At 67.9% G+C, this 13580-nt stretch carries 14 protein-coding genes and 1 riboswitch; of the genes, 6 read left to right on the forward strand and 8 right to left on the reverse strand.

From position 1 onward, the window contains the following. Positions 1 to 13: 13 nt before the first annotated feature. Positions 14 to 853, reverse strand: coding sequence for an alpha/beta fold hydrolase (locus C6A86_RS05900; RefSeq protein WP_105361581.1), 840 nt, complete (start codon positions 851 to 853; stop codon positions 14 to 16). 134 nt (positions 854 to 987) lie between these two features. On the opposite strand from C6A86_RS05900, the gene C6A86_RS05905 reads away from it, so the two are divergent. Beyond that, a complete protein-coding gene (locus C6A86_RS05905) occupies positions 988 to 1788 on the forward strand; it encodes an exodeoxyribonuclease III (RefSeq protein ID WP_105361580.1) in 801 nt (266 codons plus the stop codon). Here C6A86_RS05905 and C6A86_RS05910 read toward each other — a convergent pair. After that, positions 1758 to 2399 carry a TIGR03086 family metal-binding protein gene (locus tag C6A86_RS05910; protein WP_105361579.1) on the reverse strand — a complete coding sequence of 214 codons (642 nt, stop codon included), beginning with the start codon at positions 2397 to 2399 and terminating at the stop codon, positions 1758 to 1760. The two genes, C6A86_RS05905 and C6A86_RS05910, sit on opposite strands and share 31 nt — an antisense overlap. Positions 2400 to 2477: 78 nt before the next feature. On the opposite strand from C6A86_RS05910, the gene C6A86_RS05915 reads away from it, so the two are divergent. After that, positions 2478 to 2873, forward strand: a complete 396-nt coding sequence (locus C6A86_RS05915; RefSeq protein ID WP_105361582.1) for a MarR family winged helix-turn-helix transcriptional regulator — start codon at positions 2478 to 2480, stop codon at positions 2871 to 2873. A 2-nt stretch (positions 2874 to 2875) separates the two neighbouring features. Here C6A86_RS05915 and C6A86_RS05920 read toward each other — a convergent pair whose 3' ends face one another. Then, the gene (locus C6A86_RS05920; protein ID WP_105361578.1) at positions 2876 to 3838 is read right to left on the reverse strand and encodes a triacylglycerol lipase; all 963 of its coding nucleotides are present in this window, start codon (positions 3836 to 3838) and stop codon (positions 2876 to 2878) included. A gap of 124 nt (positions 3839 to 3962) precedes the next feature. On the opposite strand from C6A86_RS05920, the gene trpS reads away from it, so the two are divergent. Further along, positions 3963 to 4988, forward strand: coding sequence for a tryptophan--tRNA ligase (gene trpS / locus C6A86_RS05925; protein WP_105361577.1), 1026 nt, complete (start codon positions 3963 to 3965; stop codon positions 4986 to 4988). 21 nt (positions 4989 to 5009) lie between these two features. After that, entirely contained in the window at positions 5010 to 6065 is a 1056-nt protein-coding gene (gene yhjD / locus C6A86_RS05930; RefSeq protein ID WP_311101056.1) for an inner membrane protein YhjD, read from the forward strand. Here yhjD and C6A86_RS05935 read toward each other — a convergent pair. Continuing rightward, the gene (locus tag C6A86_RS05935) at positions 6062 to 6379 is read right to left on the reverse strand and encodes a multidrug efflux SMR transporter (protein WP_105362742.1); all 318 of its coding nucleotides are present in this window, start codon (positions 6377 to 6379) and stop codon (positions 6062 to 6064) included. The genes yhjD and C6A86_RS05935 overlap by 4 nt on opposite strands. Positions 6380 to 6391: 12 nt before the next feature. Continuing rightward, positions 6392 to 6456, reverse strand: a riboswitch (guanidine-III (ykkC-III) riboswitch). Between the two features lie 31 nt (positions 6457 to 6487). Between C6A86_RS05935 and C6A86_RS05940 the strand changes: the two genes are divergently transcribed. After that, positions 6488 to 7378, forward strand: a complete 891-nt coding sequence (locus tag C6A86_RS05940; protein WP_396834806.1) for a nitronate monooxygenase — start codon at positions 6488 to 6490, stop codon at positions 7376 to 7378. Here C6A86_RS05940 and C6A86_RS05945 read toward each other — a convergent pair. The 3 genes from C6A86_RS05945 to C6A86_RS05955 all read right to left on the reverse strand — a co-directional run bounded on the left by C6A86_RS05945 (position 7366) and on the right by C6A86_RS05955 (position 10558). Continuing rightward, positions 7366 to 8565 (reverse strand): D-alanyl-D-alanine carboxypeptidase family protein, encoded by a 1200-nt coding sequence (locus tag C6A86_RS05945; protein WP_304466006.1) that lies wholly within the window; start codon positions 8563 to 8565, stop codon positions 7366 to 7368. The genes C6A86_RS05940 and C6A86_RS05945 overlap by 13 nt on opposite strands. An 89-nt stretch (positions 8566 to 8654) precedes the next feature. Continuing rightward, a complete protein-coding gene (locus C6A86_RS05950) occupies positions 8655 to 10040 on the reverse strand; it encodes an aspartate aminotransferase family protein (RefSeq protein ID WP_105362744.1) in 1386 nt (461 codons plus the stop codon). Continuing rightward, positions 10037 to 10558, reverse strand: a complete 522-nt coding sequence (locus tag C6A86_RS05955; RefSeq protein ID WP_057166871.1) for an Lrp/AsnC family transcriptional regulator — start codon at positions 10556 to 10558, stop codon at positions 10037 to 10039. Before C6A86_RS05955 ends, C6A86_RS05950 begins: the two co-directional genes overlap by 4 nt. 100 nt (positions 10559 to 10658) lie before the next feature. Between C6A86_RS05955 and C6A86_RS05960 the strand changes: the two genes are divergently transcribed. Then, entirely contained in the window at positions 10659 to 12143 is a 1485-nt protein-coding gene (locus tag C6A86_RS05960; RefSeq protein ID WP_105362745.1) for a gamma-aminobutyraldehyde dehydrogenase, read from the forward strand. A gap of 104 nt (positions 12144 to 12247) precedes the next feature. Here C6A86_RS05960 and C6A86_RS05965 read toward each other — a convergent pair whose 3' ends face one another. After that, positions 12248 to 13495 (reverse strand): hypothetical protein, encoded by a 1248-nt coding sequence (locus C6A86_RS05965; RefSeq protein WP_105362746.1) that lies wholly within the window; start codon positions 13493 to 13495, stop codon positions 12248 to 12250. Between the last annotated feature and the right edge of the window lie 85 nt (positions 13496 to 13580).

The raw sequence follows: 13580 nt of genomic DNA on the forward strand, positions 1-13580 counted from the left end.
GCCGGTATCGGCGTCAGCCCGCCGGCGGCGCCTCGCGCTCGCGCTCGGTGTGCTGATCGGCGAAATCGGCGATCAGTTCGGTGATCTGGCCGGGCGCCTCCAGCATCGGGATGTGGCCCAGGCCGGGCAGGCGGGTCACCGTCGCGTCGGTCGGCAGGTTCTCGATGAAGTACTTCGTTCCGCGCGGGCTCGGGAACACCCGGTCCTTCTCGCACAGCACCAGGTGTGTCGGCACGCCTACCTGGGCAAGTTCCAGCAGGCCCGGCAGGCGCAACGTCTTGATGAGCAACTGGATGTAGGCCGTGCAGTGCGTCGCATCTTCGACGAGGGCGACCAGATCCGCGCGGCTGGGTCCGTCGGCGGGCCCGCTGACGGGCAGGGTGGCGATCCGGGTACCGAACGGCAGATCCAGGATGCGCGGCCCGAGCAGGCGGGCGGCGATCAGGGCCGGGCCGCCGGCCAGGAATTTCAGCACCGTCTCGTACTTGGTGGGGGAGTGTTGACTCCACCCGCCGGCCGGTGCGATGGCGGTCAGGGTGCGTGCCCGGCCGCGCCGCTCCAGTTCGAAGGCCACCCAGCCGCCCAGTGAGTTGCCGACGATATGTGCTGTCTCCCAGCCGATCTGGTCCATCCGACGTTCGACATCGTCGACCAGTGCGGCGGTGTCCAGTAGCCATGTGCCCGCGCGGGAACCCCCGTTGTGACCGACCATGGTGGGTGCCAGCACCTCGAAGCGGTCGGTGTCGGCGAGCTGGTCGGCCACCGTGCGCCAGACGTTCTGCGAGCACAGGAACGGGTGCAGCATGAGGATCGGTTCACCCGCTCCGCGATGAATGGGTGCGCGTTGGGTCATAGCGACCGACAGTATGGCGGTACCGCCGGTACCGCAAGGCTCGGCGGGCTGGGGGCACCTACCGTTTGCGGGGGAGAGCGCAGCGACCGGGGGATATGTGCTGTTGTCGGGGCTGTCCACTAGGGTCGTCCACCGTGATCGTCACCACCGTCAACGTCAACGGCATCCGCGCAGCGGTCAAACAGCGATCCACGGAGAACCTCGGCCTGCTGCCGTGGCTGAAGGAAAGCGCCGCCGACGTCGTCTGCCTGCAGGAGACCCGCGCCGATGACGGGCAGCTGGCCGACGCGCTGGCGCCGGCGCTGGCCGACGGCTGGCATCTCGCCGCGGCCGAGCCGCACGTCAAGGGCCGCAACGGTGTTGCCGTACTGTCGCGCACACCCTTCGACGCGGTGCGCATCGGCCCGGGCTCCGAGGAGTTCGCCGAGCACGGCCGCTATATCGAGGTCGACACCGCAGGGGCCACGGTGGCCAGCGTGTACCTGCCCACCGGCGAAGCCGAGACCGAGCGCCAGCGGGAGAAGGAACGTTTCATGTCCGCGGTCGAGACCCGGATGGCCGCGCTGCTCGCGCAGGGCGATGATGCGGTGCTCTGTGGTGACTGGAACATCGCGCACACCGAGAGCGACATCAAGGCGTGGAAGGCCAATGTCAAGAAGGCGGGCTTCCTGCCCGCAGAGCGGCAGTGGCTGACCGATCTGATGTCGACCGGCTGGGTGGACGTGGTGCGCCGGCTGCATCCCGACGTTGCGGGACCATACAGTTGGTGGTCATGGCGCGGTAAGGCTTTCGACAATGACGCGGGCTGGCGGATCGACTACCACCTGGCCAGCCCGGGGCTCGCCGCCCGCGCGGTGTCGGCGCGGGTGGAGCGGGCCGAGTTGTACGCGCTGCGGTGGTCCGATCACGCCCCGGTGACGGTCGAGTTCTCCTGAGCCGACCAGTCCGGCCGCCTGCCCAGGTGCGCCAGTAGCCGGCCGAGATCCGTTGTGCCGGCGTCCTCGACGGCGTGCCCGAACGGTGAGTTCGCGGCCTCTCGGGACCTGTCATCAGGGATGCCCAGCACGATCGGCAGCGCCGCGGCGACCACCGCGTCGGGCAGCTGGAACGGCAGGCCCAGGGCGGCGGCGACGTCCCAGCTGTGCACGACATAGTCCACGAAATGCATGGCCATCGCGATCGCGCCGGGAACTGTTGCGTCCGGACCGAATTCGGGCAGGGCGCAGACGGCGTCATCGATTCCGTCCGCGCTGAAGGCGTCGAGCACATCGCGGGCGGCGGCAGCGTAACTGCCCGCCGGGTCGACCCGCACCTGCGCGCTGACCGTCTCGGGATCCCAGATTCGGGCGTCGGCGCCGCGGCCCCGTACCGACGCGGCGAACCCGCGGTGCTGAACGGTCATGTGCGCGAGCAGGTCGGCCACCGTCCACCCCGCGCACGGTGTCGGCCGATCCAGGTCGGATGCGGTGACGGCCTCGACGACGGCAACGGAGTGCAGGACGGCGGTTCGGTGGGAGGCCGCGATACCGGCAGAAGTGATACGCATACGCGTACGATAAGCGAAAGCATATGATTGAGCAACGCTTAGCATGTGGCGGTGCCGCGTCGTCCCGATCTCGCGGCCATGCTCGCCCCGTTGCTGCGCGACATGGCCGCCGCCGAGCTGCCCGTGCTGGAGGCGCACGACCTCACCATGTGGGGCTACGTCGTGCTGTGCGCATTGGACGGCGGGCCGGTACGCTCCCAGGCCGCCCTGGCCGAGGCGATCGGCGCGGACAAGACGCGCATCATCCGCACCCTCGATGACCTGCAGGACCGCGGCCATATCGAGCGTCAGGTCGATCCCGAGGACCGGCGGGTTCGCCTGCTGGCGATCACCGCGAAGGGGCAGAAGGTCAAGGATGCCGCCCAGTCGGAGATCCAACGTGGCGAGGAACGGTGGCTGGGAGTCCTGAGCGCCGACGAGCGCCGCATCTTCCTCCGGGTGCTCGACCTGTGGACCCGCGCGGGAGACGGTTGACCTCAGGAGTCCTTGATGGCGGCGTTCACCGCCTCCAGCGCCCGGGGATCCCAGGTCAACCCGGTCTCCCAGGGCAGCCCGTTGGCGTCGGAGACGAAGATGCTGTGGGTGTCGTCGAAGGTGACTGTCCGGCGGTGCGGTAGCACCCGGTCGCTGATGTCGGTCGCCAGCGCGCTGGAGGTCGCGACGAGGCCGTCGTTGGGCCACACGGCCGGATTCGGCGTTGCGGAGCCCGTCGGCGCGGTGAAGCGGTTGCCGCCGATCAGGGTGACCGGGATCTGGTCGAGCACCCCGGCCTGGTATTCGTTCCAGCCGTCGGGACCCATCAGATAGGCCTGGTTGACCTCGCGCCCTGAACCGGCCATCAGCCGCTCGACCTCTGCCTTCATTCCGTCCATCGCCGCCTCGCAGAAGGCGTCACCGAGGCAGTCCGATCTCGGGATGATGCCGTTGGCATAGTCGGAGAGATACGACCCCTGCCACGGGGTGCCGATGGTGGTCAGCGACCGGATCCGGATCGGGGAGCCGAGGCCCTGCAGCACCCTGATCGCCGCGCGCGAGTACAGCCCGCCCATCGAATGGCCGACGATGTCGATTTCGTCGACACCGTATGCGGTGTGCAGGTGGTCGAAGAAGCGGGCCAGGTGCTCACCGGCGGTATCGATACTGCCGGTGGAGTTGACGGTCATGTTCTCGGGCAGCGTGATCGGGCAGTCACCGAAGGCGCCGAACCCGTCTTGGTCCACGACCGGGCCGCGGCCGGCCATCGCGGGTGAGGTGTAGACGCTGTGGCCCTGGTCGAGCAGGTACTGGCGCAGCGCGGTATCGGTGTTGCCGGCCGCCAAACCCGACGCGCAGGCCGCCGACGGGGTGGTGAACGGACTCGTGGCGTCGCCGCCGGACACGATGACGATCGCGCGCCCATCGGATTCCGCTGCGGCAGTGGCAGTTCCGAAGCTGGGCATGGCGACAACGATAAGGGTCAGCAGGGCTGGGGCAAAGCGGCGCACGACGCCTCCGATTAATTGACGAATGCGTAAACCATAGCGGGCGCGGTGTGAAATGCGCGCATGACAAAATCGAGTCATCATGAGTGACTCCAGCAGCGCCGGTCGCCAGGTCGTGTTCTCCGGCGCACAGCCCACCTCGGATTCCCTGCACCTCGGTAACGCCCTCGGTGCGGTCAACCAGTGGGTCAGCCTGCAGAGCGACTACGACGCGTACTTCTGTGTCGTGGACCTGCACGCCATCACCGTCCCGCAGGATCCCGAGGTGCTGCGCAAGCGCACCCTGGTGACCGCTGCACAGTATCTCGCACTGGGCGTCGACCCGGCGAAGGCGACGGTGTTCGTCCAGAGCCACGTACCCGCCCACACCCAACTGGCTTGGGTGCTGGGGTGTTTCACCGGTTTCGGGCAAGCCTCGCGGATGACGCAGTTCAAGGACAAGTCACAGAAGCAGGGGGCCGAGGCGACCACGGTCGGGTTGTTCACCTATCCGGTGCTGATGGCGGCCGATGTGCTGCTCTACGACACCGCGCTGGTGCCGGTCGGGGAGGACCAGCGCCAGCACCTGGAACTGGCCCGCGATATCGCCGAACGCATCAACGTCCGCCTCCCGGGCACCTTCGTCATTCCCGAGGCGATCATCCCCAAGGCCACCGCCAAGATCTATGACCTGCAGGACCCGACGGCCAAGATGAGCAAGTCCGCAGCCACCGACGCCGGCCTGATCAGCCTGCTCGACGATCCGAAGAAGACCGCCAAGAAGATCCGGTCGGCGGTGACCGACAGCGAGCGGGAGATCCGATTCGACCGCGAGGCCAAGCCCGGGGTGTCCAACCTGCTCACCATTCAGTCCGCGGTGACCGGCACCGATATCGACACGCTGGTGGCCGGCTACGCCGGACGCGGGTACGGCGATCTGAAGACCGAAACCGCGGATGCCGTGGTCGAATTCGTCACGCCGATCAAGGCACGCGTCGACGAACTGCTCGATGACCCGGCCGAACTGCAGGCGGTGCTGGCCACCGGGGCCGCGCGCGCCGACCGGGTCGCTTCAGCGACGTTGCAGCGGGTATATGACCGAATGGGATTCTTGTCGCCGACACGTTGACAGCCCGGAAAGGGAGCACCGATGGCCGACCGCGAAGCGGTACCGACAGCCCCGTCCGAGCCGGACAAACCGGGTGTGATGGACCGGTTGCGCAACCGTTTCGCCTGGTTCAACCGCATCATGGTGGCGCAGGACCGGTACAACGACTGCAAGGGCGACTTCTACGCCGCCGGCATCACGTACTTCACCATCTTCGCGTTGTTCCCGCTGCTCATGGTCGGGTTCTCCATCGGCGGGTTCGTGCTGGCCAACCAGCCCGATCTGATGACGGAGGTCGAGGAGCGCATCAGGTCCAGCGTCTCGGGCGATCTCGGGTCGCAACTGGTGGAGTTGATGGATTCGGCGATCGACTCGCGCGGCACGGTCGGTGTCATCGGGCTGTTCACCGCGGCGTGGGCCGGCCTCGGCTGGATGGCCAACCTGCGTGAAGCGCTGAGCCAGATGTGGGAGCAGCGGCACGAGCCCGGCGGATTCGTGGCGACCAAGCTGTCGGATCTGCTGGCACTCGTCTCGGCCTTCGTGGCGTTGGCGCTGACCATCGGCCTGACCGCACTGAGCAAAGAGTCACCGATGACGACGGTGCTGAGCTGGTTCGGGCTGCAGGATGTCCCGGGTCTCAGCGTCGGACTGCAGGTGGTGTCCTGGGTGTTCTCGCTGGGGATCTCGTGGTTGTTGTTCACCTGGATCATTGCGCGGTTGCCGCGCGAGTCGGTGAGCTTCCGAAGTTCGCTGCGGGCCGGCCTGATCGCGGCCGTGGCATTCGAGGTGTTCAAGCAGGTGGCCTCGATCTATCTGCGCTCGGTGGTGACCGGGCCGGCCGGCGCCACCTTCGGTCCGGTGCTGGGCCTGATGGTGTTCGCCTACATCACCGCGCGACTGATCCTGTTCGCCACGGCCTGGGCGGCGACCGCCCCGGAGAATCTGGAGGCGGTGCCGATCGAGCCGCCCGGCCCGGTCCGGATCAGTCCGCGGATCGAAGTGCGGGAGGGGGTCGGGATGTCCGGTGCCGTCGCAAGTTTCGCGGTGGGCGCGATCGGCGCGCTCGGACTGTCCCGACTGCTGCGCTCACGTCGCTAGTGTCCGATCAGTTTGAGGCCGACGACGCAGCCGACGATGCCGAGGATCAGCGCCACCTTGATGACTGAGGCGCCCTCGGAGCCGGTGAACATCGCGTAGCCCACGGTGAGCGCGGCGCCGATACCCACCCAGATCGCGTAGCTGGTGCCGATGGGCAGCGAGCGCATGGCGAAGGCCAGGCCGGCCATCGAAAACACCAGCGCCACACCGAAAACCACCGATGGGCCCATTTTGGTGAAGCCCGCGGACCTACCGAGTGCGGTGGCCCACACGGCCTCCAGCACACCCGAGATCACCAGAATCAGCCAAGCCATGGCACACCCTCCGTGGCTCCGTCTTGTCGCTGGCCGGGTACGGTGCCGCCTCGTCCGGTGTCACATGGTGACATTTCCACGGTAGCAAACTCCGGTAGCGTCCCGGTGGTGTCATTGCTCACCACATGGTCTGCCGCAATGGGTCTCACCTACCCGGTGGTGAACGCGCCGATGGGAGGTGCGGCCGGTGGACGGCTGGCCGCCGCGGTGTCGCGGGCCGGCGGGCTGGGCATGATCGGCATGGGCAGCGCGGCGACCCCGGAGGTGTTGCGTCGCGAACTCGCCGCGCTGGATGGATACGCCGGTCCGTTCGGTATCGGACTGGTGCACTGGGTGCTCAGCGAGCAGCCAGACCTGCTGGAGGTGGCCCTGTCCGCCCGGCCTGCGCTGCTGAGCGTCAGCTTCGGCGACGACACCGGGGCGAGCACAGCGACGGGAAATGGCCCGGCCTGGGTGCAGGACGCGCATGCCGCTGGGGTGATCACCGCGACGCAGGTCGCCACGGTCGAGGACGCCGTCCGTGCGGTGGAGTCCGGGGTGGACGTGCTGGTGGGCCGCGGCGGCGAGGGTGGCGGGCACGGCAAACCCGTGATGGGCACCCTGCCGCTGCTGACCGCGGTGCTCGACACTGTCGACGTGCCGGTGCTGGCCGCCGGTGGGATCGCCTCGCCACGCGGGGTGGCCGCAGTGCTGGCAGCCGGAGCCGCCGGGGCCTGGATCGGGACCGCGTTCGCCGCGTGTACCGAGGCGCTGACCTCCGACGATGCCCGCGCCGAACTGCTGGCCGGATCGCAGACCGAGCTGACCTCCGAGCACGACATCGCGGCCGGATACCGTTGGCCGGCCGGCATTCCGGAGCGGGTGCTGCGCGGGTCGCCGGTCAACGCCGGCCAAGGCGTGGGGCAGCTGCGTGGTCACGCCGACGCCGGTGACCTCGTCGTCCAGCTCGGTGCGGGCGCAGCAGCGTTGTTGGGGCGCTGGGGTTCTCAGGCGCGCTGACGGTTCATCGAACGCGCCGCCATGATGAGCGCGAAGACGATAATGACGCCGACGAACCCGACACCGACCCGCACCGGCAGCGCGTCGGCACTCGGCAGTGCGGTCGCGGCCACCGCCGTGGGGTCGGGTGCCTTCTCCGGCTCCGGAGTGCTCAACGAGGGATCGGGTTCGATCAGGGAACCGATCTTGGTGCCCGGCGCCGTCGCGAAGCCGTAGTCGAGCAGGCGGGCCGCCTGCTCCCACGGGGCGATCGGCACCCGGGTGCCCTTGAGCAGGACCGCCACCAGCCGTCGGCCGTCCCGCTCGGCGGCACCGACGAACGTCTGCCCGGCGTCGTCGGTATAGCCGGTCTTGCCGCCGAGTGCGCCCGGGTAGTTCGACAGCAGCTTGACGTCGTTCTCCAGCTCGTAGGTCGGCCACTGATACTTCTGGGTGGCCACGATCTTCGCGAAAGTGTCGTTCTGCCAGGCGTACCGGTAGAACAGGCCGATGTCGTAGGCCGAGGTGCTCATCCCCGGGCCGTCCAGGCCCGACGGTGTCGCCGCACGGGTGTCGCGGGCGCCGAGCCGGCGGGCCAGGTTGTTGATCTTCTGCAGCGCGGTGTCCATCCCGCCGAGCTGGGCGGCCAGCGCGTGCGCGGCGTCGTTGCCGGAGACCATCAGCAGGCCGTGCAGCAGGTCGCTGACGGTGTAGCGCTCACCGTTCTTCACGCCGACGCTGCTGCCCTCGGCGTTCTCGTCGGCCTCGCTGCCGGTGACCACACGGTTGATCGGCAGTTCCTGGATCGACGCCATCGCGGTGAGCACCTTGATCACGCTGGCGGGGCGGTGCCGTCCGTGTGGATCCTTGGCGGCGATGATGTCGCCGGTGTCCAGGTCGGCGACCAGCCACGCCTCGGCCGACACGTCACCGGGCACCGGTGGGGTGTCGGGCGCGGTGATCAGCCCGCAACCGCCGAGTGCGTCACCACCGAGCGGGGTGGCGGGCACCGGTAGCGGCTGTGGGGGCGGACCGGCCTTGGGCACCTCCGAGTCGTCGACCGCGGGCGGTGTGGTCACCTTGTACGGGCAGGGATCCGGGCCCGGGTCTGCGCCGGCCAGCGGCGCTCCGACCAGCGCGGAGCCGGTCAGCATCAAGGTCGCGGTGACCGCACAAGCCACTCGGCGCAGCGAAACTTTGGAAGCCATCGTCTGTGCAGACTAGGAGATTCACGCCAGATTTCTGGGCCGCCACGCTGTGGCTGATGTGACTTGTGTGGTTTATGTGGCGAACCGGATCACATCCGGCGAGAGGCCTCCGACAGCACGTTGTGCAGGATGTCGTAGATCGCGTCGAATTCGGCCTGCCCACTGATCAGCGGGGGAGCCAGCTGCACCACCGGGTCGCCACGGTCGTCGGCGCGGCAGTACAGCCCGGCCTCCCACAGTGCCGGCGTGAGGTATCCGCGCAGCAGCCGCTCGGATTCGTCGTCGTCGAAGGTCTCCTTGGTCGCCTTGTCCTTGACCAGTTCGATGCCGTAGAAGAAGCCCTCACCGCGGACGTCGCCGACGATCGGCAGGTCGTAGAGCTTCTCCAGGGTGGCGCGGAAGGCGGGGGCGTTCTCCTTGACGTGGGCGTTGATGCCCTCGCGTTCGAAGATGTCGAGGTTGGCCAGCGCGACGGCGGAGGACACCGGGTGCCCACCGAAGGTGTAGCCGTGCCCGAACACGGTCTGTCCGTCGTTGAACGGTTCGAAGAGCCGGTCGCTGGCGATCATCGCGCCGAGAGGGGAGTAGCCCGACGTCAAACCCTTTGCGCTGGTGATGATGTCGGGAACGTATCCGAAATCGTCACAGGCGAACATCGAGCCGATCCGGCCGTAGGCGCAGATCACCTCGTCGGAGACGAGCAGTACGTCGTACTCATCGCAGATCTCGCGGACCCGCTCGAAGTATCCGGGCGGCGGCGGGAAGCAGCCGCCGGCGTTCTGCACGGGCTCCAGGAAGACCGCGGCGACGGTGTCGGGGCCCTCGAACTCGATGGCCTCGGCGATGCGGTCGGCGCAGTAGCGGCCCCATGCCTTGGGGTCGCTGCTGAACTGCTCGGGAGCGCGGTAGAAGTTGGTGTTGGGCACCCGGAAACCGCCGGGGGTCGGCGGATCGAAGGGCGCCTTGAACGCCGGGATGCCGGTGATCGCCAGCGCTCCCTGCGGGGTGCCGTGATAGGCGATGGACCGCGAGATCACCTTGTATTTGCCCGGTTTGCCGGTCAGCTTGAAGAACTGCTTGGCCAGCTTCCAGGCACTCTCCACCGCCTCGCCGCCACCGGTGGTGAAGAAGACCCGGTTCAGGTCTCCCGGCGCGTAATTGGCCACCCGCTCGGCCAGTTCGATGGCCGACGGGGTGGCGTAGGACCACAGTGGGAAGAACGCCAGCTGCTCGGCCTGTTTGGCGGCAGCGGCGGCGAGTTCCTCACGGCCGTGCCCGACCTGGACCACGAACAGCCCACTCAGGCCGTCGATGTAGCTGTTGCCCTTGTCGTCGAAGATCCGGGTGCCCTCGCCGCGGGTGATGATCGGCGGGGTGATGCCTTCACCGTGGCGGGCGAAATGCCCCCACAGATGCCGGTTGGCCTTGGCTGCCAGATCGCTTGTCGCGCTTGTGCTTACTTCGGTAATTGTCATCTCGTGCCCCAGTTGTATTGCTGTTTGACTAGTTTCAGGTAAACCAACGTTTCGGTGGCTATCACTCCTGGGACGGCGCGGATCTTGGTGTTGAGCAGGTCGAGCAGGTCGCCGTCGTCCTCGCAGACGACCTCGACGATCGCGTCGAACGTTCCGGCGGTGAGCACCACGTAGTCGACGGACTCCAGTGCGGCCAGCTTCTCGGCGACCTTGGTGGTGTCACCGGTGCACCGGATGCCGATCATGGCCTGACGGGCGAAACCGAGTTGCATGGGGTCGGTGACGGCCACGATCTGCATGACACCGGCATCGACCATCCGCTGGACCCGTTGGCGCACCGCGGCCTCGGAGAGGCCGACGGCCTTGCCGATCCCGGCGTAGGAACGTCGACCGTCCTGCTGCAGCTTCTCGATGATGGCCTTCGAGAGCTCGTCCAGCTGGAACGCGGCGCCGGGGCGAGAATGGTTGATTCGCAGTGACACGGCGGACGCGCCGGGCTGGGAATCCGGGTTCGACATGTCACGATTGTGCACGGAATCCGTCGTTACAAGCAACTAATTCCATGAAATCAGCCGTTCGATGTGCCGCATATTGCGGTAATGCGTAGGCTAGAGCTCTGTGAGTGCAACGCAAATCCCCGGCAGCTGGATCAACGGAGCAGCGGCGCGAACCAGTGGTGCGCCCTTCGAGATCATCAACCCCGCGACCGGTGCGGTGGCCGCGACCTACGCGCTGGCGACCCCCGCCGATGTCGACGCCGCCGTGGCCGCGGCACGCGCCGCTCAGCCCGGATGGGCCGCCGCGACGCCGGCCGACCGCGCCGCCGTGCTGTTCAAGCTCGCCGAGCTGATGGACGCAGAGGCGGCCACCTTCATCGCCGAGGAAGTGGCCCAGTGCGGTAAGCCGGTGCGCCTGGCCACCGAGTTCGACGTGCCCGGCAGCATCGACAACGTGTCGTTCTTCGCCGGTGCGGCACGGCATCTGGAGGGCAAGGCCACCGCCGAATACTCGGCCGATCACACCTCGAGCATCCGGCGCGAAGCCGTCGGTGTCGTCGCGACCATCACGCCGTGGAACTATCCGCTGCAGATGGCGGTGTGGAAGGTCATCCCGGCGCTGGCCGCCGGCTGCGCCGTCGTCATCAAACCGGCCGAGATCACCCCACTGACCACGCTGACCCTGGCGAGGGTGGCCACGGCGGCCGGGCTGCCCGACGGCGTGCTCAACGTGGTGACCGGCTCGGGCACCGATGTCGGTACCGCGCTTGCCGGGCATCGCGATGTCGACGTGGTCACGTTCACCGGATCGACCGGGGTGGGACGCAAGGTGATGGCCGCGGCCGCCGTGCACGGTCACCGCACCCAGCTCGAACTCGGCGGCAAGGCGCCCTTCGTGGTCTTCGATGACGCCGATCTCGACGCGGCCATCCAGGGTGCCGTCGCGGGTGCGTTGATCAACTCCGGTCAGGACTGCACGGCGGCGACCCGGGCGATCGTGTCGCGGGATCTGTACGACGATTTCGTCGCTGGGGTCGGCGAGGTGATGGGCAAGATCGTCGTGGGCGACCCGAACGATCCGGATACCGATCTCGGGCCCCTGATCTCGTTCGCGCACCGGGAGAAGGTGGCGGCCATGGTGTCCCGCGCTCCCGGACAGGGCGGTCGCATCGTGACCGGTGGCGTCAGCCCGGACCTGCCGGGTGCGTTCTACCGGCCAACGCTGATCGCCGATGTGGCAGAGGATTCCGAGATCTACCGCGACGAGGTGTTCGGTCCGGTGCTCACGGTGCGCGCGTTCACCGACGATGACGACGCGCTTCGCCAAGCCAATGACACCGTCTACGGACTGGCCGCCTCGGCGTGGACCCGCGATGTCTACCGCGCGCAGCGGGCGTCGCGCGAGATCAACGCCGGTTGCGTGTGGATCAACGACCACATCCCGATCATCTCCGAGATGCCGCACGGCGGTGTCGGGGCGTCCGGATTCGGCAAGGACATGAGCGACTACTCCTTCGAGGAGTACCTCACCATCAAGCACGTGATGAGCGATATCACCGGTGTGGCCGAAAAGGATTGGCACCGGACCATCTTCACGAAGCGCTAGCGGAGCTGAAGCATCGGAATCGGCACGAAGCGCTAGCGGAGCTGAAGCATCGGAATCGGCACGAACCGCTAGCGGAGCTGAAGCATCGGAATCGGCACGAAGCGCTAGACGACGGCGGGCTGCGCAGCGGCGAATGTCAGGGTGATCGCCGCGGTTCGGTAGTGCCCTCCGGAGTAGTCCCACAGTGCGAAATTGTGGAAGTGATCCCCGCTGTCCACGGCGGTCACCCAAGCTCGCCCCGTCCCGCTGAATCCGGCGTCTGCAAAGTAGGTGAAGGTGCCGTCCGGGTTCTGTTCGAAGTCGGGGATGCCCGACTCGAAGACAGTGAACGGATCGCCGTCGTAATCGCTGACGTCGAAACCGAGTCGCACGGCGACCCGGCCGTCGTCGGCGATGCTGGTGCCCAGTACGTGCACCGCCGTGATGTCGGGAGGGATGTTGGAGATGTACGACTCGGCTCTACGGTAGGTGTTCCAGATGCCCTGCAGCACCGGATTGTTGGTGCGATTCGGGTTGAACCCGAAGATGCCCAGCACACCGAGGACGACCGTCCGGATCAGTGACGACGGCCGAGTTGCCGCCGGACTGCGATTGGTGATCGCGGCGGTGACCGAGGGCAGTGCGGTGGCGGCCATCGTTGCCGACGCAGCGGCCGCCGGGGCGGCGGAATCGCCGGGAGCTGTGCCGGCGGAGGCCGATTCGACGCGACGGTAGGCGCCCCAGACGGCCTCCGAAAGGACGCGGTTGTCGGTCCTGCCCGGCTCCGGGCTGAATCCGATGGCGGCCAACACGTTCAGCACGACGCCGCGAATCCCTGACGCAGCGGGACCCTGAGTCGGCGTCACCGAAACGGCCGATGTCTGGACCGCGGTCGGCTCGGCGGCGGGCGTGATGACGATGGGCCGCTGCGCTACGACCGGCTTATCTGCTGCTTCGCGACTTTCGGGCCGCCCAGCGCGGGTGATCGTCAGCGCAATGCCGTTCGCGGTCCGCGCCGACCGCGCGGTGGGACTGCCGAGGTCGACCTTCCTGAGCCCGGTCGGCGTCGGTTCGGGGGTGTCCTCGTCCGCGAGCTCATCGGGGGCCGCTGTCAGCGATTCGGCGTCATCGGCGGGCCTGCCGCCGTCGTCGAGAGCGGGCTCGGGCTTCGGGTGGTGATCCGCAGTGTCGGCGGCGGAGTCGGTGTCTGGTGGACCCGTCGTCGAGTGCGGCGATGCCGATGTGGCATCGCTCGACACCCCTTGGTCGGCCCAGGCGACCTGCGGTGCCGCGATCGCGCTGCCGACCCCGAGGGCGACTGCCAACATGCCCACCCGGCCGATGAATGTCGAGTACGTGCCTGATGACGACATCGTGTGCCCCTGTTCGAAGGCAGGCGCGGGCCTGCACCACCGAGATTACGACAGCGTCAATTATGGAGGCCGTCTGTTCGGCGGG

The organism is Mycobacterium sp. ITM-2016-00316 (assembly GCF_002968335.2).
In the GTDB taxonomy this organism is placed as follows: domain Bacteria; phylum Actinomycetota; class Actinomycetes; order Mycobacteriales; family Mycobacteriaceae; genus Mycobacterium.

Bases quoted from the DNA above. Each gene is read 5' to 3' on its own strand.
- C6A86_RS05915 (WP_105361582.1), top strand. From the start codon at position 2,478: ATGCTCGCCCCGTTGCTGCGCGACATGGCCGCCGCCGAGCTGCCCGTG.
- C6A86_RS05950 (WP_105362744.1), bottom strand. From the start codon at position 10,040: ATGACAATTACCGAAGTAAGCACAAGCGCGACAAGCGATCTGGCAGCC.
- C6A86_RS05965 (WP_105362746.1), bottom strand. From the start codon at position 13,495: ATGTCGTCATCAGGCACGTACTCGACATTCATCGGCCGGGTGGGCATG.
- yhjD (WP_311101056.1), top strand. From the start codon at position 5,010: ATGGCCGACCGCGAAGCGGTACCGACAGCCCCGTCCGAGCCGGACAAA.
- C6A86_RS05900 (WP_105361581.1), bottom strand. From the start codon at position 853: ATGACCCAACGCGCACCCATTCATCGCGGAGCGGGTGAACCGATCCTC.
- C6A86_RS05955 (WP_057166871.1), bottom strand. From the start codon at position 10,558: ATGTCGAACCCGGATTCCCAGCCCGGCGCGTCCGCCGTGTCACTGCGA.
- C6A86_RS05920 (WP_105361578.1), bottom strand. From the start codon at position 3,838: ATGCCCAGCTTCGGAACTGCCACTGCCGCAGCGGAATCCGATGGGCGC.
- C6A86_RS05945 (WP_304466006.1), bottom strand. From the start codon at position 8,565: ATGGCTTCCAAAGTTTCGCTGCGCCGAGTGGCTTGTGCGGTCACCGCG.
- trpS (WP_105361577.1), top strand. From the start codon at position 3,963: ATGAGTGACTCCAGCAGCGCCGGTCGCCAGGTCGTGTTCTCCGGCGCA.
- C6A86_RS05935 (WP_105362742.1), bottom strand. From the start codon at position 6,379: ATGGCTTGGCTGATTCTGGTGATCTCGGGTGTGCTGGAGGCCGTGTGG.
- C6A86_RS05910 (WP_105361579.1), bottom strand. From the start codon at position 2,399: ATGCGTATCACTTCTGCCGGTATCGCGGCCTCCCACCGAACCGCCGTC.